General features: G+C 62.3%; 22 protein-coding genes. 11 read left to right on the top strand and 11 right to left on the bottom strand.

The window, feature by feature from the left end:
* Positions 1-68: 68 nt before the first annotated feature.
* Together ACTJKL_RS10505 and arfA are read right to left on the bottom strand one after the other, a co-directional pair.
* A complete protein-coding gene (locus ACTJKL_RS10505; protein ID WP_440852841.1) occupies positions 69-1,157 on the bottom strand; it encodes an ABC transporter ATP-binding protein in 1,089 nt (362 codons plus the stop codon).
* Between the two features lie 61 nt (positions 1,158-1,218).
* Positions 1,219-2,739, bottom strand: a complete 1,521-nt coding sequence (gene arfA, locus ACTJKL_RS10500) for an arabinosylfuranosidase ArfA (protein ID WP_440852840.1) — start codon at positions 2,737-2,739, stop codon at positions 1,219-1,221.
* Between the two features lie 277 nt (positions 2,740-3,016).
* On the opposite strand from arfA, the gene ACTJKL_RS10495 reads away from it, so the two are divergent.
* Both ACTJKL_RS10495 and ACTJKL_RS10490 read left to right on the top strand, forming a co-directional pair.
* Complete coding sequence (locus ACTJKL_RS10495; protein WP_440852839.1) at positions 3,017-4,138, top strand: site-2 protease family protein; 1,122 nt, start codon at positions 3,017-3,019, stop codon at positions 4,136-4,138.
* A gap of 122 nt (positions 4,139-4,260) precedes the next feature.
* The gene (locus ACTJKL_RS10490) at positions 4,261-4,761 is read left to right on the top strand and encodes a DUF1772 domain-containing protein (protein WP_440852838.1); all 501 of its coding nucleotides are present in this window, start codon (positions 4,261-4,263) and stop codon (positions 4,759-4,761) included.
* A gap of 8 nt (positions 4,762-4,769) precedes the next feature.
* Here the strand turns inward: ACTJKL_RS10490 and ACTJKL_RS10485 are convergent, their stop codons facing one another.
* A complete protein-coding gene (locus ACTJKL_RS10485) occupies positions 4,770-5,252 on the bottom strand; it encodes a DUF1772 domain-containing protein (RefSeq protein ID WP_440852837.1) in 483 nt (160 codons plus the stop codon).
* A 175-nt stretch (positions 5,253-5,427) separates the two neighbouring features.
* Here ACTJKL_RS10485 and ACTJKL_RS10480 point away from each other — a divergent pair, with 175 nt between their 5' ends.
* Positions 5,428-6,678, top strand: a complete 1,251-nt coding sequence (locus ACTJKL_RS10480; protein ID WP_440852836.1) for a S41 family peptidase — start codon at positions 5,428-5,430, stop codon at positions 6,676-6,678.
* 52 nt (positions 6,679-6,730) lie between these two features.
* Here the strand turns inward: ACTJKL_RS10480 and ACTJKL_RS10475 are convergent, their stop codons facing one another.
* Complete coding sequence (locus ACTJKL_RS10475; protein ID WP_004434515.1) at positions 6,731-7,729, bottom strand: ABC transporter permease; 999 nt, start codon at positions 7,727-7,729, stop codon at positions 6,731-6,733.
* A gap of 29 nt (positions 7,730-7,758) precedes the next feature.
* Positions 7,759-8,499 (bottom strand): ATP-binding cassette domain-containing protein, encoded by a 741-nt coding sequence (locus ACTJKL_RS10470; protein ID WP_440852835.1) that lies wholly within the window; start codon positions 8,497-8,499, stop codon positions 7,759-7,761.
* 417 nt (positions 8,500-8,916) lie between these two features.
* On the opposite strand from ACTJKL_RS10470, the gene ACTJKL_RS10465 reads away from it, so the two are divergent.
* Positions 8,917-9,906 carry a sugar-binding protein gene (locus tag ACTJKL_RS10465; protein ID WP_004434499.1) on the top strand — a complete coding sequence of 330 codons (990 nt, stop codon included), beginning with the start codon at positions 8,917-8,919 and terminating at the stop codon, positions 9,904-9,906.
* Between the two features lie 58 nt (positions 9,907-9,964).
* On the opposite strand, the gene exsH is transcribed toward ACTJKL_RS10465, so the two are convergent.
* Complete coding sequence (gene exsH / locus ACTJKL_RS10460) at positions 9,965-11,362, bottom strand: endo-1,3-1,4-beta-glycanase ExsH (RefSeq protein WP_440852834.1); 1,398 nt, start codon at positions 11,360-11,362, stop codon at positions 9,965-9,967.
* A 177-nt stretch (positions 11,363-11,539) separates the two neighbouring features.
* Between exsH and ACTJKL_RS10455 the strand changes: the two genes are divergently transcribed.
* Positions 11,540-14,263, top strand: coding sequence for a PAS domain S-box protein (locus tag ACTJKL_RS10455; RefSeq protein WP_440852833.1), 2,724 nt, complete (start codon positions 11,540-11,542; stop codon positions 14,261-14,263).
* Entirely contained in the window at positions 14,260-14,643 is a 384-nt protein-coding gene (locus ACTJKL_RS10450) for a response regulator (protein ID WP_100670348.1), read from the top strand. Before ACTJKL_RS10455 ends, ACTJKL_RS10450 begins: the two co-directional genes overlap by 4 nt.
* 91 nt (positions 14,644-14,734) lie before the next feature.
* Here the strand turns inward: ACTJKL_RS10450 and ACTJKL_RS10445 are convergent, their stop codons facing one another.
* Positions 14,735-14,986, bottom strand: coding sequence for a helix-turn-helix domain-containing protein (locus tag ACTJKL_RS10445; RefSeq protein WP_018097005.1), 252 nt, complete (start codon positions 14,984-14,986; stop codon positions 14,735-14,737).
* Positions 14,987-15,823: 837 nt separating this feature from the next.
* Between ACTJKL_RS10445 and ACTJKL_RS10440 the strand changes: the two genes are divergently transcribed.
* Positions 15,824-17,644, top strand: a complete 1,821-nt coding sequence (locus tag ACTJKL_RS10440) for an ABC transporter ATP-binding protein/permease (protein ID WP_440852832.1) — start codon at positions 15,824-15,826, stop codon at positions 17,642-17,644.
* Between the two features lie 46 nt (positions 17,645-17,690).
* On the opposite strand, the gene queE is transcribed toward ACTJKL_RS10440, so the two are convergent.
* The 3 genes from queE to queC are packed head-to-tail and all read right to left on the bottom strand — an operon-like array spanning position 17,691 to position 19,491.
* Positions 17,691-18,428: a 7-carboxy-7-deazaguanine synthase QueE gene (gene queE / locus ACTJKL_RS10435; RefSeq protein ID WP_440852831.1), complete on the bottom strand. Its 738-nt coding sequence runs from the start codon at positions 18,426-18,428 to the stop codon at positions 17,691-17,693.
* The gene (queD, locus tag ACTJKL_RS10430) at positions 18,425-18,781 is read right to left on the bottom strand and encodes a 6-carboxytetrahydropterin synthase QueD (protein WP_440852830.1); all 357 of its coding nucleotides are present in this window, start codon (positions 18,779-18,781) and stop codon (positions 18,425-18,427) included. Before queD ends, queE begins: the two co-directional genes overlap by 4 nt.
* A complete protein-coding gene (gene queC / locus ACTJKL_RS10425; RefSeq protein ID WP_411922476.1) occupies positions 18,781-19,491 on the bottom strand; it encodes a 7-cyano-7-deazaguanine synthase QueC in 711 nt (236 codons plus the stop codon). The genes queD and queC overlap by 1 nt, the downstream gene beginning before the upstream one ends.
* A gap of 413 nt (positions 19,492-19,904) precedes the next feature.
* On the opposite strand from queC, the gene ACTJKL_RS10420 reads away from it, so the two are divergent.
* From ACTJKL_RS10420 to ACTJKL_RS10410, 3 genes are all read left to right on the top strand, one after another.
* Complete coding sequence (locus ACTJKL_RS10420) at positions 19,905-20,444, top strand: hypothetical protein (RefSeq protein ID WP_440852829.1); 540 nt, start codon at positions 19,905-19,907, stop codon at positions 20,442-20,444.
* Positions 20,445-20,508: 64 nt separating this feature from the next.
* On the top strand, positions 20,509-20,886 hold the full coding sequence (locus tag ACTJKL_RS10415; RefSeq protein WP_440852828.1) for a hypothetical protein: 378 nt from the start codon (positions 20,509-20,511) through the stop codon (positions 20,884-20,886).
* An 11-nt stretch (positions 20,887-20,897) separates the two neighbouring features.
* Positions 20,898-21,344 (top strand): hypothetical protein, encoded by a 447-nt coding sequence (locus ACTJKL_RS10410; RefSeq protein ID WP_440852827.1) that lies wholly within the window; start codon positions 20,898-20,900, stop codon positions 21,342-21,344.
* 156 nt (positions 21,345-21,500) lie between these two features.
* Here ACTJKL_RS10410 and ACTJKL_RS10405 read toward each other — a convergent pair whose 3' ends face one another.
* Positions 21,501-23,315, bottom strand: coding sequence for an ABC transporter ATP-binding protein (locus ACTJKL_RS10405; RefSeq protein WP_018097013.1), 1,815 nt, complete (start codon positions 23,313-23,315; stop codon positions 21,501-21,503).
* 532 nt (positions 23,316-23,847) lie between these two features.
* Here ACTJKL_RS10405 and galE point away from each other — a divergent pair.
* Complete coding sequence (gene galE, locus ACTJKL_RS10400; RefSeq protein ID WP_026168811.1) at positions 23,848-24,834, top strand: UDP-glucose 4-epimerase GalE; 987 nt, start codon at positions 23,848-23,850, stop codon at positions 24,832-24,834.
* The last annotated feature ends 10 nt before the right edge of the window (positions 24,835-24,844 follow it).

Raw genomic sequence — 24,844 nt, 5'->3', positions numbered from 1 at the left:
TTGAAGTTCAATCCACCGGCTTGCGCCGCATTGCTCCTCGCCCGGATGGGATCCCATCCGAACCGCTTTCAACGGAGCCGATCGCCGCTTCCCTCGAAGGCGAACATCTCCTGGGGTGCCAAGGTCAGGCGGACCGCCTGCTTGGGTTGCGGCCGCTCATCGCCGCGGCACTCGATGGTCATTTCCTCCCCCGTCGTCGTGAGGGCATGCAGGTAGCCGGTCCCGCCGAGTTCCTCGATGAACTCGGCCGTCACGACCAGGCCGACGCCGCCCTCCCGTTCGCCGAGCGTGATGTGCTCCGGCCTCACCCCGATGAAAATCTCTTCGCCCGCGGCGACACCCGCCCGAGCCGGAATTTCGAACGGAACTCCGGGGGCGTCGTGGAGCTCGATCGTGAGCCTGTCGCCGCCGCCGGGAACGACGCGGGCCTTCAGGAAATTCATCCCAGGCGAGCCGATGAAGCCCGCAACGAACATGTTGTCCGGATTGCGATAAAGCTCGAGGGGCGCACCCGTTTGTTGAACGACGCCGGCCTTCAGCACGACGATCCTGTCCGCCAGCGTCATCGCCTCGACCTGATCGTGGGTGACGTAGACCATCGTCGCCCCGATCTGGCGGTGCAGCCGGGCAATCTCCATGCGCATCTTGACCCTGAGCTCGGCATCGAGGTTCGAAAGCGGCTCGTCGAAAAGGAAGACCAGCGGCTCGCGCACGATTGCGCGCCCGATTGCGACCCGTTGACGCTGGCCGCCCGAAAGCTGGCTCGGCTTGCTGTTCAGATAGTCCGAGAGCCGAAGGATTTCCGCGGCTGCCTTGACCTTCTGCTCGATCTCCGCCTTCGGCCGGCGGGCGATGGAAAGGCTGAACGCCATATTGTCGAATACGGAGAGGTGCGGATAGAGCGCATAGGACTGGAAGACCATGGCGACGCCGCGCTTCGATGGCTCCCTATGGGTGACGTCCTCGGCATCGATCCTGATTTCGCCGCCGGTCGTCTCCTCCAGCCCCGCGATCATGCGCAAGAGTGTCGACTTCCCGCAGCCCGAGGGCCCGACGAAGACAGCGAACTCGCCCTGCCCTATTTCGATATCGACATCATGGATCACCTTCACGGCGCCGAACGACTTGCTGACGCCGGTCAATTTGATTCCGGACATTGAACCTCCCCGATAGTGAATTCCGGCCCGGGCGTCACCCGGCCGCCCGGGCCGGAAAGGCTTATGCAGAAGCGACGGACAAAAGGACGAAGTGGTAGGAGCGCGGCGGCAGCGAACCGACCAGCGTCCCCACATCGTCGATGGCGAGTTCCCTGCCAGCCTTGGGAACGATGCGGTGCTGATCCTCGACCGAGTTACGCGCCTTCAGGTCGTCGCCTGCGAGCATCTGGTGCTCGACGATCTTCGCCCCCTTGAAGCCCTGCAGATCGAGGGTGAGGCCGAGCGGCTCGTCGAGGCTGCGGTTGATCGCGAAGACGGCGATCGACTTGCCGTCCTCGTGCAGCACCGCCGACAGGTCGAGATAGGGCACGTCCTGAGCCACCTCGCAATCGTAGGTGGGGCCGGACTGCGCCACGGTGAGCGCGGTGCCGCGGCCGTATTTCGAGGCATATTGAAGTGGATAGTAGATCGACTGCCGCCAGGCGGGGCCGCCGGCCTTGGTGAGGATCGGCGCTATGACATTGACGAGCTGTGCCATGCAGGCGATCTTGACGCGGTCCGATCTCCGGATGAAGACGTTCAGCAGAGAGCCGACGAAGATCGCATCCTCGAGATTGTAGAGCTCTTCCAGCAGCGGCGGCGCTTCCGGCCAGTCCCAGCTGGCGATCCGCTCGCCGTCCTCCTTGCGGTCGTGATACCAGACGTTCCACTCGTCGAAGCAGATCTTGACGTCGCGCTTCGAACGCTTCTTCGCCTTGATGTAGTCGATCACGCCGCCGATCGTGACTATGTACCGGTCCAGCTCGATCGCCTTGGCATAATAATTGAGGGTGTCCTGCTCCTCGTTGCCGAAATATTTGTGCAGCGAGATGTAGTCGACGCTGTCGTAGCTCGCTTCGAGAACCGTCGCCTCCCATTCCGGGTAGGACTTCATCTTGTCGTTCGAGGAGCCGCAGACGACGGTTTCCAGCGTCTTGTCGAAATATTTGAAGGCCTTGCTCACCTCGTTGGCGAGATGGCCGTATTCGGCCGCACTCTTGTGGCCGACCTGCCAAGGTCCGTCCATCTCGTTACCGAGGCACCAGATGCGTACATTGTGCGGCTCCTTGTAGCCATGCTTGGCGCGCAGATCGCTCCAATAGGTGCCGCCGGGATGATTGCAGTATTCGAGGAAGTTGCGTGCGTCGTCGAGACCGCGCGAACCGAGGTTCATCGCCAGCATCATCTCGGTACCTGCAAGCTTTGCCCAATCGGCGAACTCGTTGACGCCGACCTGGTTGGTTTCGCGCGTGCGCCAGGCGAGATCGAGGCGCACCGGACGCTCCTCGCGCGGCCCGATACCGTCCTCCCAGCGATAGGCGGAAACGAAGTTGCCGCCGGGATAGCGGACGATCGGCATATCGAGATCGCGCACCATATCCAAAACATCGGTTCGAAAGCCGTCCTTATCCGCATTTTCGTGGCCGGGCTCATAGATCCCCGTATAAACGGCACGGCCCATATGCTCCAGGAACGAGCCGTAGACCCGCTTGTCGACGGACGAGATTGTATATTCCCGATTAAGGGTAGCCTTCGCTCGCATGGTGTTTCCTCGTTTATTGAAGTCGATTTTGGATAACGCTAAATTGTATGATCTTTTATTTCAAGAGTTTTGTTTTGTATCAAAATATCCGATACAGACGCGAGCACCTCGCTCGATTTTTCGCCCTCGGCCTCGTCTCGCCGCCGCCTGCGGAACGATCCCCCGGCCAACCGATTAGACGGCTAAGGGCACCTGCGATTGTGTGGCGCGGCAGCAACTGTCATGATGGAACGGCGCTTCCTCAGCGGGCCTGAGAACTGGACGGAGCATATCGCTCATGGCTTGGTCCTTCAGTATCGGAACGATTGCCGGCACGGTAATTCGCGTGCACGTGACCTTCGCGCTGCTTCTGATCTGGATATGGCTGATGCACTACCGGATCGGCGGCACACCGGCTGCGATGGAGGGGATTGCTTTCATAGTCGCCGTCTTCGTCTGCGTCGTGCTCCACGAGTTCGGCCACATCGCGGCGGCACGCCGTTTCGGGATCAAGACGCCGGACATAACGCTGTTGCCGATCGGCGGCGTCGCCAGACTCGAGCGCATGCCGGAAGAGCCCGGCCAGGAATTCGTAATCGCCATCGCCGGTCCTCTGGTCAATGTGGCGATTGCCGCGGTGCTCATCGCCATCCTCGGCAGCTCGGCGGGCATGGAGCAGATAGCGGGCGTCGAAGACCCCCAGAGCGGATTTCTGGCAAGGCTTGCCGGCGTCAATGTTTTCCTCGTGCTCTTCAATATGATCCCCGCATTCCCGATGGACGGCGGCCGCGTATTGCGGGCCGCACTCGCCTCGCGGCTCAGCTGGTCGCGTGCGACCCAGATCGCCGCAACGATCGGCCAGGGCCTTGCCTTCGTCTTCGGCTTCGTCGGTCTGTTCTACAATCCTCTTCTCATCTTCATCGCCATCTTCGTCTATCTGGCCGCAACGGCGGAAGCCCAGAACGCCCAGATCCGCGAGATCTCCGGCAGCGTGATGATCTCAGACGTGATGATCACCGAATTCGCGACCCTTGACCGGTCGGCGACCATCGACGACGCCATCGACACGCTGCTTGCCACCACGCAGCGCGAATTTCCGGTGGTCGATGCCGCAGGCCACTTCGAGGGATTGCTGACGCGCGACGACATGATCCGCGCTCTGAAGGAGAAAGGCCCATCGACACCGGTGGTCGCCGCGATGCGCCGCAACCTGCCGACGATCCATCATCGCAAACGCCTCGAGGAAAGCCTGCGGCTCATGCAGGACTCCCATTCGCCGGCGCTCGCCGTTCTGGACGGCTCCGGCCGCCTCGTCGGGCTGATGACGCACGAAACGATCGGCGAGATGATGATGGTGCGCGCGGCCGCCCCGGGCCGCTTCCGATTCGGCCACCTGCGGCAGACCGGAAGCCGAGGCTGAGCCCGAAGAATGATGGAACCGAATCGGCGCTCCGGAGTTCGGGCCACAACCCTACGGCGCCGCGCGTCCTGGCGAAACACGCAAGGTCCAGGAACCTGCAGCAGGCAAATCGGATCGACTTAATGCTCGTGACGGTAGAAGTTCTCACGATCGTCCTGGTCGCGATAGCAACGGCACTGGCCCTTGCTCATGCACTCGAGTTGCCCGGCAAATTGCGATTGCCTAGAGAACAATATCTGGCGATGCAGGCAATCTACTATCCGGGCTTCACCATCGGGGGCGCAGCAGAGCCGGCGGCCCTGCTTCTTACTGCCGCTCTCCTCTTCCTGATGCCCGGCGGGACGACGGCCTTCTGGCCGACGGTCGGGGCATTCGCCGGCTTGCTGGCGATGCATGCGGCCTATTGGATCCTGACGCACCCCGTAAACAACTTCTGGCTCAAGGATACGCAATTGGGAGGAACGGGGGCGCGCTTTTTCGTTTTCGGCGCCCCGCGCGCTTCGACGGCCGCGGGAAGCACGGACTGGACCGCCCTGCGGGACCGCTGGGAGCGATCCCATGTCGTACGGGCCGTTCTCGGCCTCGCCAGCCTCGTATTGCTCGCAACGGCGATAGCTCTCTGAGGACTGCCCTATGTGCCACTACCAAGGCGCGGTGCCAGCAGGGCGATAGAAATCGACCCGAAGCCGAGGACCTTCAACGCGGCGACGGCCATGTGGCCCGTCTCCCATCTGAGGCGTATCGCTTCGAAGTCCGGCGGGATCGGGCCTGGTTTCCAGGTGGCCAGGATCGCATTTGCCGGAGCGACCAGCGTGAACCACGCCGCCAGCGCTCCAGCAAAGAAAACCGCGCCGGCGAGGGCGAACCAGAACGCCGGCCGCTCATTGGCGAGCAGGTAGGAAAGAAAGCACGCCGCCAGTATCGTCGTGACGTCAAGCGGCCCGCCGACCTTCGCAAAAAGCGCGAACTGGCCGTTGAAGACGGTCGCCTCGCGCCACAGTTCCGGCGCCCAGACGAACAGCCGGGGAGGTGCCTCCAATACATGGGCGAAGGAGGGGCCGAGGCTGAGAGCGGCGAGCAGCAGCGATACAAGGCCTGTAAGATAAACGACCATTTCCCGCCTTTAAGTATGTCATCGGCAGCCTGGCCTACAACTTTGACGATGGGCAAGTGTTCCATGAAAAAGAGAGACTATGCCGCTCTCGCCGACCTCACGGAATGTTGTTGAGAGAGGCCTCACTGCAGTCGCCGATGTGCCGGTATGATCCCCGGAGAACGGAGATCGATCCATGCACGCGAAGATGCCCGGGGGCCTGTTGGCCGGGTTCCTGCTTCTCCTCGCTCCTGCCCAGGGCTTCGGCCTCGACCTGCCGCGCTCGGGTCATCCGATATTCGACCGCGTCGTCACGCTTGTCGTCGACAACTTTCACGATCCCGCAGCGCTCGACGGCTTCGGCGCAGCGGTGCGGCAGGAACTCGACGGCGGCGACCCGCTGAACGCGAAGAGCACGGAGCCCCGGCTCGACGCTGCGGTCGAGAGAGTCCTCGCGAGCCTCGACGCGTCGCATACGGCTCGCTTCACGCGGGATTCGATTGCCTATTACGAACTCGCCGACATATTCCGCTATGCTATCCGCCACGACATGAAGCGGCTGTTCCCGCCGGATGGCCGGGCCAGCTATGCCGGGGTCGGCATGGTCGCCCGAAGGGAAAACGGCCTCCTGTTCGTCAGCGACGTCTATGACGGCTCGCCTGCGGACAAGGCGGGTATCCGGGTGGGCGACGAGGTTCTGTCGGTGGATGGCGCGCCGTATCGCGAAATCGAATCCTTCCGCGACAGGATCGGACAAAAGGTGGAGATACGCCTGCGCCGTAATCGCGACGCACAGCCCTTCACGGCCAGTGTCGCGGTCGAGCGGCTGCGGCCATTGCCCACATTCGAAAAGGCGATCGAGGACAGCGTGTCCGTCAACGAGAGCGATGGGCGGCGCATCGGTTATCTGCGTCTTTGGACCCTTTCAAGTCCCGACGGTCTCGACATCGCGGCGCGGGAACTGGCGACCGGCCGTCTCAAAGACGCCGATGGCGTCGTCGTCGATCTGCGCGGACGCTGGGGCGGCGGTCCGCCCGACGCGGCGGAGCTCTTCGTCGGCGATACGCCGAACTTCAGGCTGATCTCCCGCAACGGCAAGGATATGCTCGCCAATGTCCGCTGGCGACGCCCGATCGTCGCCATCATAGACGAGGGATCGAGAAGCGGCCTCGAACTCTTCGCCTATGCGTTGAAGACCAACGGAATCCCGCTCGTCGGGGCGCGCACGGCGGGGGCGCTTCTCGCAGGCCGCGCCTATATCCTGCCGGACGACAGCATTCTGGAGCTTGCGGTTTCCGACGCGGTGATCGATGACGGCGTGCGTCTGGAGGGGCGCGGCGTCGAGCCGGACGTAACCGTTCCGTTCCCCCTGCCCTATGCCGACGGACGCGACCCCCAGCGTGAAGCCGCCATGGAAGAGATGCGGCGCATCCTCGCCAAGGGCTGAGCCGGCGAACCGGTTCTTGAATGCGGGCCGCGTCGGCCCGCCCTTCCCTCGTCTATTCGCTTTGCCGGAAGTTTCGGATCCGGTCGAAAAGCACCGCGAGGACGATGGCGCCTCCGATGAAGGCGCCCTGCCAGAATGCGTTAATCCCGAGCAAGCCGAGGCTGTTGCGGATCACCTCTATCAGCGCAGCTCCGATCAGGGCGCCGGAAGCCGTGCCGGCACCGCCGGCAAGATTGGCGCCGCCGATGACGGCAGCGGCGATGACCTGAAGCTCCATTCCTGCACCGATATTGGTCGTCACGGCGCCGAGCCAGCCGGTCTGGATGATGCCGGCAATCCCCGCCGCGAGCGCGGAGATCATGTATACGGCAACCTTGATCCTTCTCACCGGAACGCCGGTGAGCGTCGCGGCGTGCTCGTTGCCGCCGATGGCGAAGACGTAGCGGCCGAACTTCGTCCAGCGCAGAACGAAGCCGGTGAGGAGCGCCAGGACGATCATGTAGAGCACCGGATTGGCGATACCGAGGAACCAGGCGCCGCCGCCAAGAGCCAGGAGCGTGTCGTGGTCCGGGCCGAACTCGAATACGACCGTATTGTTGGAGGCAACCATCGCCAGGCTTCGCGCGATCGAGAGCATTCCGAGGGTGATCACAAAAGGTGGAAAGCCGAGATAGGCTATCATGACCCCGTTGAATGCGCCGGCGACCAGCGCTGTGCCGATCGAGGCGGCAATACCCACCTCTATGCCGTAGCCGGCATGCATGACCACGGCCAGCACCATGCTGCACAGGCAGAGGACCGACCCCACCGACAGATCGATGCCGCCGGTAATGATGACCAGCGTCATTCCGAGCGCGATGATCGCGACGAAGGTGAAGTTGCGCGTGATGTTGTAGAGGTTTTTGGCCGTTGCGAAGGAGTCGGTGGCAACCGACAGGAAGAGGCAGGCGAGGATGACCGCCACCAGGACCCAGAATGCCTGGCTGGCCAACAGGAACGAGAGCCATCCGCGGTCTCTCTGTCCGACTGCTCGATCGAGCGTAATTGCCATTGTCGACCTTCGCTTTCTTTCCGAATGGTTCACACCTGTTCGATGGCGCCGGTGATCAGGCCCGTCACCTCCTCCGGCGAACTCGCGGCGATCGGCTTGTCGGCAACCTTCCTGCCCCGCCGCATGACGATCACCCGGTCGGCGACGGTAAAGACGTCCGGCATACGGTGGCTGATCAGCACGACGGCGATGCCCCGGTCGCGCAACTCGCGGATCAGGTTCAGCACCTCGGCCACCTGCCGCACCGAAATGGCCGCCGTCGGTTCGTCCATGAGCACGATTTTGGCCTCTGAAAGCATCGTCCGCGCGATTGCAACCGCCTGCCGCTGACCGCCCGACATTTGCCTGACCAGGTTGCGCGGCGGCGTCTCCGACTTCAGTTCTTTGAAAATCTCGCCGGCGCGGCGGTACATCGCCCTGTAATCGAGTATGCGCAGCGGCCCTATGCCGCGCCTGATCTCCCGCCCGAGAAAGACATTCGCGGCAGCCGTGAGGTTGTCGCAAAGCGCCAGATCCTGATAGACGATCTCGATGCCGTGCTGCCGTGCTTCGACCGGGCGATGCATCACGAGTTCCGCACCGTCGAGCCGGATCGTTCCATGACTCGGCCGGAAGTTGCCGGCCATCATCTTGACCAGTGTCGACTTGCCGGCGCCGTTGTCGCCCATGAGCCCGACCACCTCGCCGCGGTCGAGCGAGAGCGACACGTCGCTGACAGCGTGAATGGCGCCGAAATGCTTGGAAATATTGACGAGTTCGAGAACTGCCACAGCCGTCTAGCCTCCCGAAGCAGCGGGCTGCCTCCTCGGTCGCTTGCCCCCGCTCTCGCGCTCTCCCGGCAAGGCGACCGCTTCCATTTACGCAAATGCGCGGGAAAGCGTCAATCAATAGTCCTACAAATCGCTCCGCACATACGCTGAAACGCATATTGTCATACAAATAGTCGTTGACGTGCCGTTCGCGCGGATATTAGCTGGTGCTGGGAGGAGAGCATGCTGATCCTTGTCCCCGGGGCACGGACAGGGTCAGGCGGACCTCATCGCGGCGCTGCTTGACGATCCGCGCGCGACCGGCCGCTCTTCAATGCCTCGATGGATCGACGGCTGCGCGACGCCGCCGCCTACCCGAAACTCTGATATTTCAAGGCGCGGGCACGCGCGTGTCCGCTTGTTTCAAGGGAGGAAGGAATGAGGAAGGCACTATTGCTTGCCGTTGCCGCTCTGGCACTCAGCGCCGGAACGGCCATGGCCCAGAAGAAACAGCTCGTCATCGTGGTGAAGGGGCTGGACAATCCCTTCTTCGAAGCGATCAACCAGGGTTGCCAGAAGTGGAACAAGGAAAATCCGGACTCGGAATACGAGTGCTTCTACACGGGTCCGGCTTCGACCTCGGATGAGGCCGGCGAGGCGCAGATCGTTCAGGACATGCTGGGCAAGGCTGAAACCGCCGCAATCGCCATCTCGCCATCCAATGCGAAGCTCATCGCCCAGACGTTGAAGACCGCCAATCCATCGGTTCCGGTCATGACCGTGGACGCGGATCTCGCCGCCGAAGACTCTGCCCTGCGCAAGACCTATCTCGGGACCGACAACTATCTAATGGGCTACCGCATCGGCGAGTACATCAAGAAGGCCAAGCCCGATGGCGGCAAGATCTGCACCATCGAGGGCAATCCCGGCGCCGACAACATTCTGCGCCGCGCCCAGGGCATGCGGGACGCCCTGACCGGCCAGAAAGGCCTGGCGGAACTCAAGGGCGAAGGCAACTGGACCGAAGTGGCGGGCTGCCCGGTCTTCACCAATGACGACGGCGCCAAGGGCGTGCAGGCGATGACCGACATCCTTGCCGCCAATCCCGACCTCGATGCTTTCGGGATCATGGGCGGGTGGCCGCTGTTCGGCGCGCCACAGCCCTATCGCGATCTGTTCAAGCCGATGGCCGACAAGATCGCCAAGAACGAATTCGTCATCGGCGCTGCCGATACGATCGGCGAGGAGGTCGCCATCGCCAGGGAAGGATTGGTCACCGCTCTCGTCGGGCAGCGGCCATTCGAAATGGGCTACAAGGCCCCGCAGGTCATGCTGGACCTGATCGCCGGCAAACCGGTCGAAGACCCGGTCTTCACCGGCCTCGACGAGTGCACCAAGGAGACCGCGGATACCTGCATCCAGAAATAGCCGGTCGAAGGCCGGCAGCCTGCAGCGCCCAGGATTGCCGGCCTTCGCACTCCCTGGTTCAGATCTGCCAGTCCGCGTCGAGCGAATAGGCTTTGATGTAGTCGATCTTCATTTCGGACCCGTCTGCGAGACCGTCGCTGGGCGTGCCGGCGATGCCGCCGACCGCCAGGTTGACGAGCATGTACATCGGGTCGTGCATGTCGGAAGGCGTATCGGCGCGCGCGATCGCCGCATCGTCGAAATACCAGACGATCTCTTCTTCCGTCCAAAGCACCCCGTATGTGTGAAACCCGCTCGCATCTGCGACCTTCACTGCATTTTCGATGCTCGTTCTCGAGCCCGTTTCGTTGGAATGCACCGTGGCGATGACAGTATTCGGGTCCTGTCCGCGCATTTCGACGACATCGAGTTCCGGCGGCCAGGAACCGTCGGCGGGCAGCAGCCAGAAGGCCGGCCAGACGCCCTGGTCGTCCGGCATGTCCGCGCGCATTTCGAAATAGCCGTAGGTTTGGGCAAAGGACGAGTAGGTCGTCAGCATTCCGGACGTGTAATCATAGCCGTTGATCTCGGCCTGGATCGCCTCCGACGCCGGCGCGGCCGTGATCGTCAGCACGCCGTTATGGACGGAGAAGGGGTTGACGGAAGCGGTCGGCTCATAGCTCGGATTGATGTACCATTGCTGCTCGCCGTTACTGGAAAGCGTCGCTCCTTTTTCCGGCGCCCACCAGAATTTGGCGTCCCAGACTCCGCTTGTACCGTTTCGAAGCTGAAGCGTATTGAAGTCGTCCGAGAAAGTCTGAGACAGGACGGAGCGGTCGAGGCTCAGCCTGAACTGGTGCGCCTGCAATTCGTCGGCGGTGGTGTTCGCGAATACCAGACTCTCGCCATCGGCGAGATGGAGCCGGAGATCGGCGCCCTCCTGAGCCACATTGGACAGAATCTGCTCGAACGACGTGAAGCCGTAGCCGTCGAGGCGTACGATGTCGTCATAGTTGAAATCGGTAATCAGGTCGCTTCCGTTGCCTCGCGCAAACACGAAGGTGTCGGCACCGCCCGCGCCGATCAGGACGTCGTTGCCGCCGCGCCCGTCGATCGTCTGCGTTCCCGACGCGCCCTTTATGATGTTGTTCGTATCGTTGCCGAATGCGAAACGACCGCTTCCGGTAACCGTGAGGTTCTCGAAGTTCGCCGGCAGGGTGTAGCTCATCCACGTGCTTATCGTGTCGACGCCCTCGCCGGCCGCTTCCGATGCCCGGTTGATCGACGAATACAGGTAGTAAATGTCGTCGCCTCTGCCGCCGATCATGGTGACGTTCACGGAGCTGTCGCCCCACATGGAATCATTGCCGGCAGTGCCATGGAGCGTGGGGCCAGAGCCGGTGGCGGAGAACCAAGCAGTCGAACTGCCGCTGTAGTAAAGCGGCGTTCCCACGGCGTTCAATACGGTTTTGCTCATCGAAATGTCTCCGGTTTGATGTTCGGTTTCCTCCGCTCACCCCGGCGCTGATCGCGTCCTCAGGCCTAATCTAGACGGGGCTGCCGTTTTAATAACCCCCAAGAGTTTGGGGGACGGGCGCGGAACAAAGCAGCGATGGCTGCGTTCTTTGAAGTTGGCGGCGGCTGCGGAGGGAACATGCACGGCGCAGAAATTCTACCCAAAACGACGATCGACGATGTCACGACTTCAGAGGCGACCGATTATCGGGCCGTGCTCGACGCACTCGCGGTGCCGGTATACGCGACCGACGCTGAAGGTATCGTCACTTACTGCAACGCCGCGGCGGTGGCCGTTGCGGGGCGCGAGCCGGAGCTCGGTAAGGATCGCTGGTGCGTCAGTTGGCAACTGAGGCGGCCGGACGGCTCGCCTCTTGCGCACGACCAGTGCCCGATGGCGCGCGCATTGAAAGAAGGGCGGCCGATAAGGGGCGAAGAACTTATCGCGGTCCGTCCGGACGGCACCTCGGTCCCGCTTCTCCCGCATGCGACGCCGATCTTCGACGACACGGGCGCATTGACAGGAGCCGTCAATCTTCTCGTGGACCTCAGCGGCGCGAAGGATATGGAGCGCAGTTCCCGCTATCTCGCCGCAATCGTCGAATCTTCCGACGATGCGATCGTCGCGAAGAACCTGGACGGGATCATCACCAGCTGGAACCGCGGCGCGCAGCGGCTTTTTGGCTATACGGCGGAAGAAGTTATCGGCAAGTCGATCACCCTCCTCATACCACCGGAACGTCTGAGCGAGGAGCCCGGCATTCTCGAACGCATTCGTAGAGGCGAACTGGTCGATCATTTCGAGACCAAGCGCCGGCGCAAGGACGGGACTCTCGTCGATATTTCGCTCACCGTTTCGCCCGTCAGGGATGCAACCGGCCGCATCATCGGCGCCTCCAAGATCGCCCGCGACATCACCGAGACGAAAAGCGCGGCAGAGGCATTGGCTGCGCGCTTTCGTGAGCAGGCCGCACTGTATCGTCTGACCGAAAGGGTTCAGCGTACCAAACGGATAGAAGAAGTCTACGAGGCGACACTGGATGCCATCCAGGGCGCGTTGAATTGCGACCGTGCGTCGATTCTGCTTTTCGACGATTCCGGGACCATGCGGTTCGTCGCCGCCCGCGGCCTTTCAGAGCATTACCAGCGCGCCGTCGACGGACACTCCCCTTGGCATACGGGAGCGAACGAACCCGAGCCGATCTTCGTCGAGAATATCGACGAGACGGAAATCTCGCGAGAGCTGAAGGAGAGCATAGTCGGCGAAGGTATTGGCGCGCTCGGCTTTTTCCCGCTCGTCACGGAAGGCAGGCTGATAGGCAAATTCATGACCTATTACGACCGGCCACATCAGTTTGCGGAAACCGAGATCGGCATGGCGCTTACCATCGCGCGGCAACTCGGATTCAGCATTCAGCGCATGAGAGCCGAATATGCGCGGCGCCAGGCGGAAGAGCAGTTGCGCCGCAACGAGGCCAACGAAAGGGCGCGCGCGGCCGAGTTGGCCGCGATCATGGAGGCCGTCCCGGCTTTGATCTGGATGGCGCGCACGCCGGATTGCCGCGTCATCAGCGGCAATAACAGCTCCTACGAGATTTTGCGGCTACCGCACGACAGCAACCTTTCGATGTCGGCGCCTCCCGGCGAGCACCCCACCAACTTCCGCGTTTTCTCGGAAGGGCGCGCATTGTCGCCGGAGGAGATGCCCGTACAAAGGGCGGCGCGCGGCGAAGAGGTGCAGAACTTCGAGCAGGAAATACGCTTCGACGACGGAAGCTCCCGTCATATCTTCGGCAACGCGACTCCGCTGCGCGACGTCACAGGCGAAGTGGTCGGAGCCGTCGCTGCCGCTGTCGACATCACCGGACGCAAGCAGGCCGAGGAGGCGCTCCAGGAAAGCGAACGGCGCCTGCAGCTCGCACTGGATGCCGGACATATGGGCGCCTGGGAGTGGAACCTCGAAACGGGTGAGGTGATCTGGTCGCCGGGGCTGGAGGCGCTTCACCGTATCGAGCCCGGATCGTTCGGTGGAACGCTGGCCGACTTTAAGCGCGACGTACACCCGGACGATCTTCCCTTGATCGAGCGCGAGATGGCCAGGGCGATCGAAGCAGAAGGAGACTACCACGTCGTCTACCGTGCTCAGTTCCCCGATGGGGCCATCCGGTGGATCGAGGCTTTCGGACAGCTTTCGCCGCGCAACGGCCCCAAAAGGCGTTTGATCGGCGTCTGCATGGACATCACGGAGCGCCGGGAGGCCGAAGCGCAGCGCAATCTCCTCGTCGCCGAGCTCAGCCACCGTGTGAAGAACACGCTGGCGATCGTCGGCTCGATCGCACGACAGACCTTCTCGACCAATCCGGACGCCACCGCGGCGCACCGTTCCTTCGATGCGCGCATAAGGGCGCTCGCGCAGACGCATACGCGCCTCGCGGAGGCGAGCTGGTCTGGAGTTTCCCTGAAAACCGTGCTGTTCGACGAACTGGCACCCTATCAGGACGACGGCAGGACCAACGTGACCCTTGCGGGGCCGCCGGCGATGTTGCCGCCCAAGCATGCGCTCACCCTCGGCATGGCGGCGCACGAGCTTGCAACCAACGCCGCGAAACATGGGGCACTCTCCGTCAAGAGCGGAAAAGTCGATATCGAGTGGATGATCGACGTGGCAAGTGAACGGCTGCGGATATGCTGGAGCGAGACGGGCGGACCGGCGGTTGTTGCGCCCAAGCACAACGGTTTCGGGCGTCTGTTGCTCGAGCGGGTCCTCGCCTCTGATCTTGGCGGTGAAGTGCATCTCGAGTTTGCGCCGCAAGGCCTGGTTTGTACGATCGACGTTCCTTATCCGCGCGGAGCTCCGGGATGAACCCCGGCGACCGATGCCGTGTGCTCGTCGTCGAGGACGAGTTTCTTGTCGCGCTTCAGATTGAGGACGATCTCGTCGCGGCGGGCTATTCGGTGATCGGCCCATTCACGAGCCTCGCACAGTCGATTTCCGCAGTCCGCGCACACCCGTTCGATATCGCGACCCTTGACCTGAACCTACGAGGCGAGTTCGCCTATCCACTTGTCGATGAACTCATGGAGCGCGAGGTGCCGGTGCTTCTGTTGACCGGTTACACCGTGTTTGACTTGCCTGAACGATTTCGTGCCCTGCCTCGCCTGGCAAAACCCTTCAACGGCACGCAGCTCATCCAGAAGATAAAAGGCCTTCACCCGTTTCATGGCAGCCCGGCCGGCGTATGAGCNGAGCCGGCCGGGCCAGATTAAAAACGGGTCAAGGTGCTGAGCGCTTCCGGCAGAGGATGGCGGAACCGCGCACCTCGTTCTGCCGATCTCACATTTCCGTGGGCAGGAAATGGGAAAGCGGCACCTGCAGTGCGCCGGCGACCCGCTTGAGCTTCGCCGGGCTGAACTCCGTGCCGTTCTCGATATCGTTGATTTCGACGACGGCGAGGCCGCAGGTGACCGCGAGATCCTCGATGCTGTAGCCGACCGCTTCACGCGCGGCCTTGACGCGAGCGGCGATGTCGCCGTTGGGCATCGGAGCGGCTTCCTTGTCGCCAATGTTGGAGGGTGAAATAGACATAAATGTCTCCTTCTCTTGGCATGAAAATTCTTACGAATTTTGCTGTTGAGTACGGGTCGACACGCGTCACTGCATGCCCCCTGAACCGCGATTCAAGGGAAAAGACATGCAACAGATAAAAGTGCTGCAGCAACCTTTGTGCGCGTGAGACGCGCGGCGCTGCAGGACGGCGGTAACGTTTTATGTCATCGCTGTAACATGGACAAGCCGAAATCGCTCTTGTGCACCGGAAGCGGCAGTCGGGCACTGGAACGTGGATTCGGCACCGGGGGGTTGCGATGTCCCGATTCGGCGACCGGCCCGAGAATCGCGCTCAATATTGCTGGCGACGGGCAAATGTCCGGCCGCGATAACGGTCAGGCCTCGTAGATCACAAAAGTTTACTGTGTAGGCGGTGGGACCTGTCAGGTACTTCCCAAGCGACAATTGCAGAAGAAAATCGCGAATACATTCAAAGGGTCGCACGTCGCGGCTGCATGCGCAGCGATGCCGTTCCGGAAAACGGGTGGGGTCCGACTGTCTCGGAACGGATCAAAATCCGGTTTTCAGGCGGCGCCGTTGTCCATACATTGAGCAGTATGGGGATTTCTAATTTAGCTCTATTACAGATTTTTAACGGCCTATTTGCTTCGTACCGACTGTTGCTCGGCACTGAATCTCCACTTGTCGGACCGCCGCCGCCGAGCATGAAACCGGGCGCTGCCATACGGCACTTGCCCCGGCCGGCAGATTGTTCAAGCCACAGAGGCGACCGTAAACACAACGTCCCGGATCTTTTCCGTTCGCGCTTTTCGCGGATTAGACTGGGATGCCGTGCGCGCCGAGGAGAAATTGGAGATGAAGAACCAAACCGGCAATGAGGCTCAGGCCCGAACGCCCACCGCCCCACCGGAAAGCAGCAGTATCTGGCAGCAGTTCGAGATGATGCGGCACGCCTTCGTCGACTCGCCGGTTTTGAAGCCTATCCTGTGGCTCGCGGCCGGCAGCTTCACCATAATCATCGTCACCGCCATCGGGCAGATCGTTCTCAATCGCTGGTACCGGCCCTTCTTCGACGCGATCGAGCGGCGTGATCTCAACAGCTTCTTCTATCAGCTCATGCTGTTCGTCCTGCTCGCCGGCGTCCTGCTGGTGTTCAACGTCGCCCAGCAATGGCTCAATCAGATGGTGCGCTTGAAGCTGCGCGAAGGGTTGACGTTGGACTTGATCGGCGAATGGATGCGGCCGCGACGTGCCTTCCGGCTGGCCAATGCCGGCACGATCGGCGTGAACCCGGATCAGCGCATGCAGGAAGATGCCGGACACCTTGCCGATCTCACGACCAGCCTCGGATTCGGGCTTTTGCAATCGTCGATCTTGCTCATTTCGTTCGTTGGCGTCCTCTGGTCCCTTTCAGCGGGCTTTGCCTTCCAGATCGGCGAACGATCGCTGGAAATTCCGGGCTACATGGTGTGGGCTGCAATCCTCTACGCCGGCTCCGCGTCGTGGCTGAGCTGGCTCGTCGGCCGCCGGCTGATCGTTCTGAACGGCGAGCGCTACGCCCGCGAGGCCGATCTTCGCTTCTCGATGATGCACGCCAACGAGCATATCGACGGCATCTCGCTTGCGGGCGGCGAGGCTGGAGAGCGACGGCGTCTGCAACTCGACCTCTCCTCCGTGCTCGACGCCACGCGCAACATATTCCGAGCCGAAATCAATCTTGCCTGGGTTCAGGACGGCTATGGCTGGGTCACGGTCGTCGCGCCGATTCTGGTTGCGGCGCCCGTCTATTTCGCGGGAAACATCAGCTTCGGCGGCCTTATGATGGCGGTGGGGGCGTTCAATCAGGTGCATTCGTCGCTGAAATGGTTCGTCGCCAATGTGAGCGCGATAACGGACTGGCGCGCAACGCTGCTGCGCGTTGCCGCCTTCCGCCGCGCGCTGATCACCGCAGACACGCTGCATGGCGACGAAAAGCGTATCGACTTCGTCGAGAACGACACTGCCACCATGACGTTCGAGAACCTCGAGGTGGTCTCCCGCTCGGGGCGAACCAGGCTGGCAGAGTCTCGTATCGAGATCGCCCCCGGTCAACGGGTCAACATCATCGGCGATCCGCGTGCCGGGAAGACGCTGGTCTTCCGCGCGCTCGCCGGGCTCTGGCCCTGGGGAAGCGGTCGCGTGGGAATGCCTGCCGGCGAAACCGTGGCCTTCATTCCTCGCGCGCCTTATTTCCCCCGCGGCCGGCTGCGCGACGCCCTTGCCTATCCGCACGCCGACAGTTTTCCCGACAAAGTGCTCGTGACTGCGCTTTCGAAGGTCGGGCTCGACCACCTTGCGACTTCGCTCGATCGCGAGGCCCGTTGGGAACGCGAACTCGGCGACGACGAGCAGCGCCTCCTGGCCTTCGCCCGGCTTCTCGTGCAGAAACCCCGCTGGGTCGTCATCGACGAAGCGCTGGAGACCATGGACGCCGATGCCCTGAAAGGGGCACTTTCGATCTTCGAGGCCGACCTGCGGGAGACCGCGGTAATCAAGATCGGCCGAACGCCGCGGAACGGAGTGCAGTTCTCTCGCGTGCTCCATCTCGTCAAGGACGCCGAAGGCCCGGCCCTGAAGCCGGTTCGCCTCGGCGGAGGCGTTTCGGGCCTGGAGGTGGCCGCACGCGGTGCGCCTTGAAGTCGGATCAGCGTGCTGCGGCCTGACGAGACGCGCGACTGCTGCTTCAAACACCCCGCCTGTTGCCCCAGATGAGGACATGCAGTTGCGGCAGGACCCGCGCCCCGAACCAGCGGTCTGCAACGACCCTGTCGACCAACCACCGCATCCGCTCCATCACGCCGTCTATATCGATCGGCGCGTCCGCCTGGTCCGCGGGCGGCGGCGTATGATTGCCGGGCTGCAGATAGACGGGCAGATCCGGCTGGCGCGCGGCGGCGGCCCGCGCATAGGCATAATCCCTCTCGTCGAAGACCACGAACTTCAACACCGTCTGCGGCTTGCTCCCAGCACTGCGGCGACAGTCGTCCAAGGCTTCCCAGTCGGTCTCCATCCCGCTCGAGGGCGGCTTGGGACTGAGCACCAGAACGTCGAGAGCTGCGAACCAGTCGCGGGCAAGCGAACCTTGCGTTTCCAGGGCAAATCGATAGCCCTTTTCGAGCCCGCGGGCGATCAGATCGCCGAACGGCTGTATTGCCGGGTTGCCGCCCGATAGCGACACCATCACAGCTTCTCCGCCCGAAAGCCGAACGATTTCCTGCCAGACCTCCTCGGTCGACATCTTTTGCCATTCGTGCCGGTAGCTGCTGTCGACGGCATGGAGGCTGTCGCACCAGGAACAACGGAAATCGCAGCCGCCGCTCCTGACGAATACCGTCGGCAGGCCGATCAGCACTCCCTCCCCCTGGATCGTCGGTCCGAAGATCTCGCTAACGCGGATTTCGTCGGATCGGGTGTGGATCATGGGCGATACTCCGCCCAGGTCTTTGCCGTCTCGCTGACGCGAACGGCCGTCGTCTCGGGTAGCCGGGCTCTGCACCATTCGTAGAAATGCTGCGCCAGGCATTCCGCCGTCACCCGATCGTGCCCGAGCACGTCGTTCAGATGGCGGTGGTCGAAGCACTCGTCGATATATTGCTTCAGCGGTGCGAGCTCGTGATAGTCGCGCACGAATCCGTGCTCGTTCAGCCTTTGGCCGGAAAGCTCGACCTCGACGATGTAGTTGTGCCCATGCAGCCGGGCGCATTGATGCTCGGCCGGAAGGTTCTTCAGCTGGTGCGAGGCGGAGAAATGGAATTCCTTGGTGATGCGGAACATCATTTCACCTCTTCGGCAACGAAGGAGCCGGTCGCCGCGACCCAGAAAAGCGGATCGTCGTACTCTGTCGGATCAGGGACACCCGCGAGGTGAAAGGCTTCGCGCCGTTCGACACAGGTACCGCAGCGCCCGCAATGGTGGGCGCCGCCCTTGTAGCAGGACCATGTCTCGGCAAAGGGCGTGCCGTGCCTGGCTCCGTCCGCTACGATGTCGGCCTTGGCGACGTTCACATAGGGCGCATAGAGCGCAACATCCGCATATCCGTCGAGCGCGCGGTTCTGCATCGCCTGGAAAGCGTCGATGAAACCCGGCCGGCAATCGGGATAGATGAAGTGGTCGCCGCCATGCACGGCGGTCGCGACCGCATCCGCCTTGCGGGCTGCAGCGACGCCGAAGGCGATGGCAAGCATGATGGCGTTGCGGTTCGGCACCACCGTCGCCTTCATCGTCTCTTCGGCATAGTGCCCGTCCGGCACGTCCAAATCGTCGGTCAGCGCCGATCCGGTGAGATGGCGGCCGATCTCGCGGATGTCGATGATCTGGTGCGGGACGCCGAGGCGCATGGCGCAGGCGGCGGCGAAATCCAGTTCCTTGCGGTGCCGTTGGCCGTAATCGAACGACAGGAGGCCGGAAAGCGACTGTTCAGCCGCGACCTTGTGCGCAAGCGAAACGGAATCCAATCCGCCGGAGCAGATTACAATTGTCTTCATGACAGGTGTCCTTGTTTTGACCGGGTAGGCTGCGACCGGAGTTCTACTGCGCGCCTTCTAGGCCATAGAGGACCGTTTGTGAATGGCCGACCGGTATGGAAGGAACGGATTGTCCAACGGCCAAAAATCAAAAACTGAGCCACAGGGCTCCCCCCGGGAGCAAGCACTGTCAGTTTGTTGAAAAGGGTTGCCCGAAAACCAAGGGCACAAAACGAACCGCATGCCAGCCCGGTTCCATTCGCAATCGCCGCTCGGACCTATGCACGCGCCGAACGGACAAAGGTCCGATCGTCTTCCAGACTATGTGCCAGCATCCCTTCGGTCCGAAGTCCCAGCCCGGAACACGTTACGCGGGTTTGGGTTGGTAGGCAGGTTGCAGCCTCAAGGACATCAACGTCAGGAAAGGAACTCCAATGCGGTATTTCATCAGGACGGCCCTCGCGGCGGGCCTTCTCGCGGGCACCACCCTCGGCGCGTTCGCGCAATCGAGTACAACGATCGGCACCGGCGGCACCAGCGCCGGCGGCGGGACCTCAAGCAGCACCGTCGGAACGGGCGGAAGTTCGGCTGGTGGCGGTTGCGATCCGAACACCAGCGATTGCCAGTCCGGCTCTGCATCGACACTGGGAACGGGCGGATCTTCGGCCGGCGGCGGTACGTCAAGCAGCTCGGTCGGGACGGGCGGATCGGCCGCCGGCTCGGGTAGCGCCGGCTCCGCTTCGACCCTTGGCACCGGCGGCTCGTCCGCGGGCGGCGGAAGCTCCAGCAGCTCCGTTGGAACCGGTGGTTCAGCCGCTGGATCGGGTGGCGGAACATCGGATGAGGCCACCGGCAGTGTCCAGGGCGATGAAAACAGCGCCCGCGACGCCGCCCAGGATGATGAGAGCAACAAGAATTGTCCTCCTGGCCTCGCCAAGCAGGACGCCTCCAAGGGCAACAAACCGTCCTGCTGACGTCAACTCGGCTGGCTTCGGAGCGCCCTCCGAAGCCAGCGTTCTTCAAAAAGGAGGAGCTCCGATGACCTCCAGTTCATTTTTAATCCCGGCTGTCACGGCACTGTTCGCGGCTGCTATGGTCGCCCCGGCCCATGCCGTGGCGAAAGAGATCAAACTCGACGACGGTTCGACATGCATGGTCATCGAACAAGAACAGTCGGAAGGGGGCGGCGTTTCGTCGTCGGTCACAGCGGGCTCTGGCAGCGTATCCTCGTCCACGACGGTTGGCGGCGGCACGGCAGCGAGCGGTGGGTCTGCCAGCAGCAGTTCCGCATCGTCGGCGACGAGCGGATCCTCCGGCGGAGAGAGCTTTGCGACCGCGAGCGTGACCCGCCCCGACGGCACCACCATTACGCGCCGGTCGGATGGAACCTGCGCAATCATCCAGCCGAAGAAGTGAAAGGAGCTGTGATGCTTCGAAGAACGATACTTGCAATTTCCGTCGTGATGTCGGCATCGGCTGCCTTCGTACCAGCGCACGCTCAGGACTGCGATGTGGCCGGAACTGTCGGATCTGGCGGAAGTGCCGCGGCCGGCGGCACCTCAGCCAGCACGTTGGGAACGGCCGGCACATGCAGAACCGATGACGGAACGACATCGTCGATCGGCGTCGGCGGAAGCGCAGCAACCTCGCAAGGAAAGGCAAAGAGCCAGACGAAGGTAAACGAGAATCCCTCCCAGCTGCAGGGCCAGTCCAAGGCTCAGGCCATGGACAAAGGAACGTTCAGCAAGTCACAGACCAAGACCAAGGTTACGGACGACGAACTGCAGAGCCGGACGAAGACCATGTCCCATGTTCCGGGCGAGCAGCCGACCAAAAGCACGACGAATACGTTGATTCCGTTGCCGCAAGAGTGACTGCGGCATTCGGACCTCAGGCAGGCCCAAGGCCTTGTAACTCGTTGAAAATTGGCGCGGCCCTGCCCGCCGAGCCGTGCGCCTGTCTACACGACCGGTCGATCGCCGCATCTTTGCTCGCAGCGGTCGACCGGCCGTTTGCCCGGGCTTGTGGCCTCATCCCTCGCTGAGAATGAGCCCCTTCGTCAGCTCCAGTGCCTGTCTTTCGAAGAGACTGCGATAGATGCCGCCCTTGACGCGGATGAGTGCCCCGTGATCGCCTTCTTCCGCAATGCGGCCCCGATCGAAGACCAGCAGCCGGTCCAGCGCACGCACCGTGGAAAGCCGGTGTGCGACCACGAGCGTGGTGCGCCCCGTCATCAGTCGCTCCATCGCCTGCTGGATCAGCACCTCGGACTCCGAATCGAGGCTCGAGGTCGCCTCGTCCAGGATGAGGATGGGTGCATCCGCCAGAAAGGCGCGGGCAATAGCCACCCGCTGGCGCTCGCCGCCTGAGAGCTTCACACCACGTTCGCCGACCAGCGTCCCATAGCCCTTGGGCAAGGCGGCGATGAAGTCATGCGCGCTGGCAAGCCTTGCCGCCTCCTCGATCTCGCGTTGCGTCGCTCCCGGCCGTGCATAGGCGATATTCTCGGCAAGCGAGCGGTGAAACAGGATCGGCTCCTGCTGCACGATGGCGATCTGCTGGCGCAGAGACGCCTGGGTGAAGTCGGCGATATTCTGCCCGTCGATGCGGATCTCGCCGGCATTCAGATCATGCAGACGCTGGATCAGCTTGATGAACGTCGTCTTGCCGGAACCGGAATGCCCGACGAGACCGACACGCTCGCCGGCCGCGATATTGACCGAGAATCCCTCGTAAAGGGGTGCGCGATGGGCTCCGTAGTGAAAAGTCACATCGCGGAACTCGATCTCGCCCTCGGTGATGCGGATGGGCTTTGCGCCCGGCCGGTCCTCGACGCCGAGCGGCTGGCCGTGAATGGCGACGAGCTCCTCCATGTCGTTGATCGACCGCTGCAGGTTGCGGATATGCATCCCCACCTCCCGCAGATAACCCTGCAGGATGAAGAACGAGGTGAGCACGAACGTTATGTCGCCTGCAGTCGCCTGCCCTCTCGCCCACAACAGGAGGGCAAAGCCGATCACGGCCGCGCGCAGGACGAGCAGCATTGCGCCCTGCGCCGTACCGTTGAGCGTGCCGCGCGACCAGGTACGACGCGTCCGGTTCTCCCATTTGCGGAGAACCTTGGCGAGACGCGCGTCCTCGCGCCCTTCCGCACCGAAGGCCTTTACGACGGTATTGCAGCTGACCGCATCGGCGAGCGCCCCGCCAAGCCGTGTGTCCCAGCTGTTGGCAAGGCTCGCCATCGGCGCCACATAGCCGAGCGACAGGGAAACGGTAACGGCGATGAAGGCGATCGAGCCGAGACCGATGATCACACCCATCATCGGCCAGTACCAGGCCATCAGCGCCGTGGACCCGACCAGCATGACGATAGAAGGGAAAAGCGCGACGAGAAGCGTATCGTTCAAGAGATCGAGCGCCCACATGCCGCGCGTCACCTTGCGGACCGTGGAACCGGCGAAGCTGTTGGCATGCCAGTCACTGGAGAACCGCTGGATGTGATGAAAGGCGGCAGCGGCGATATCCGACATCATCTTCAGCGTGAGGCTGACGATACCCATGAAGGTCACATGCCTGAGGATGATGGCTCCGAACGACAGGGCCATCAACATCATGAAGGCCGCCATCGCCGCGTTCCAGGCAACCTCGTCGCTCGCGGCACCTGAAATCACCGCGTCGACCAGCCGACCGGAGTAGAGCGGCGTAAGCACATCGGCGAGCGTCGAAAGCAGCACGGTTGACAGTAGAGCCGCGAGCCGCACCGGCTGCTTCTTCCAATGGGCCCAGGAGAATCGAAAAACGCTACGGAAGGCGCGGTTGCGCGCCGTGAAACGAGTAAATGCCATAGGTGTTGCCCGGTGACGAGCGCACCGGCCTCAATATTTCGAAAGCATGAAAATGCCGTTGGGGAAAGGGTCAGAACGGCATCAGCGGATCGCCGGCTTCTAAGAAGAAGCGGTGGGGCGATGACAATTCCTGCCTGCTGTGAAGAAGCGCGGACGCTTGCGTCACAGGGTCAGGATCGTGGATCCGCCCCGTAGGGAGAAGAAAATGCCTGCATCGTAACCTCCCTAATCTGATTGCCGGAGGACCGCTTATAGTTGAGGACGCGGCGCACGCCAAGCGCCTATATTGTATTTTCCTGCAAGCAGAGCCGGCGTGCTGCAAGTTTGCAACAGTCTGCCGGATCACGGCGCGACATGCGGCCATAGCCTGCGGCATCCGGAATCGAACGTCGGTTCAGTCCGCGGTTCCCGCCGCGAAGCTGTTGAAAATGCCGCGATTTTGCAGAACCTTCATAATGTGTTGGAAATTTCGCCGCTATTCATTGCAAAGCCTGCCCTGTCGAATTTCAGAAATCATCCTCAGAGGTTGCCCGTGCAGAACAACAACATTCTCGTGGTCGGCGGCGCCGGCTATATCGGCTCGCATACCTGCCTTCAGCTTGCGGCAAAGGGTTACCAACCCGTCGTTTACGACAACCTCTCCAACGGCCACGAGGAATTCGTCCAATGGGGCGTCCTTGAAAAGGGCGACATCCGTGACCGGCAGCGTCTTGAAGAGGTTCTTGCCCGGCACAAGCCGCGGGCGATCCTGCATTTCGCGGCGATGATCGAGGTGGGCGAGTCGGTCAAGGACCCGGCCGCCTTCTATGACAACAACGTCATCGGCACGCTGACCCTTTTGTCTGCGGCGCTTGCCGCGGGCATCGATGCCTTCGTCTTCTCATCGACGTGCGCGACCTACGGACTGCCCGACAGCGTACCGATGGACGAGAGCCATAAGCAGGCGCCGATCAATCCCTATGGCCGCACCAAGTGGATCTGCGAGCAGGCGCTGAAGGACTACGATCTCTACAAGGGTCTGCGCTCGGTCATCCTGCGCTATTTCAATGCCGCGGGCGCGGACTTCGAGGGCCGCATCGGCGAATGGCACGAGCCTGAGACCCATGCGATCCCGCTCGCCATCGATGCGGCACTTGGGCGGCGCGAGGGCTTCAAGGTCTTCGGCACCGACTACGACACGCGCGACGGAACGTGCGTCCGCGATTATATCCACGTCCTCGATCTGGCGGATGCCCATGTGCGGGCGGTCGACTATCTCCTGGAGGGTGGCGAGAGCGTCGCACTCAATCTCGGGACCGGCACCGGTACCACGGTGAAGGAGCTGCTGGACGCGATCGAAAAAGTGGCCAAGCGACCGTTCAACATCGGCTACGCCGAACGCCGGGAAGGCGACTCGACCACGCTTGTCGCCAACAATGACAAGGCGCGTCAGGTTCTCGGCTGGGAGCCGCAATACGATCTCGCGGCGATCACCGAATCGGCCTGGAACTGGCACTCGCGCAGAAATCAGGGCGGCTGATCTTCCCGAC

The organism is Sinorhizobium sp. 22678, assembly GCF_052044265.1.
GTDB lineage: Bacteria > Pseudomonadota > Alphaproteobacteria > Rhizobiales > Rhizobiaceae > Sinorhizobium > Sinorhizobium meliloti_A.
Note: the sequence above shows the minus strand (reverse complement) of the source record. Positions and strands in the feature narration are given on the sequence as shown.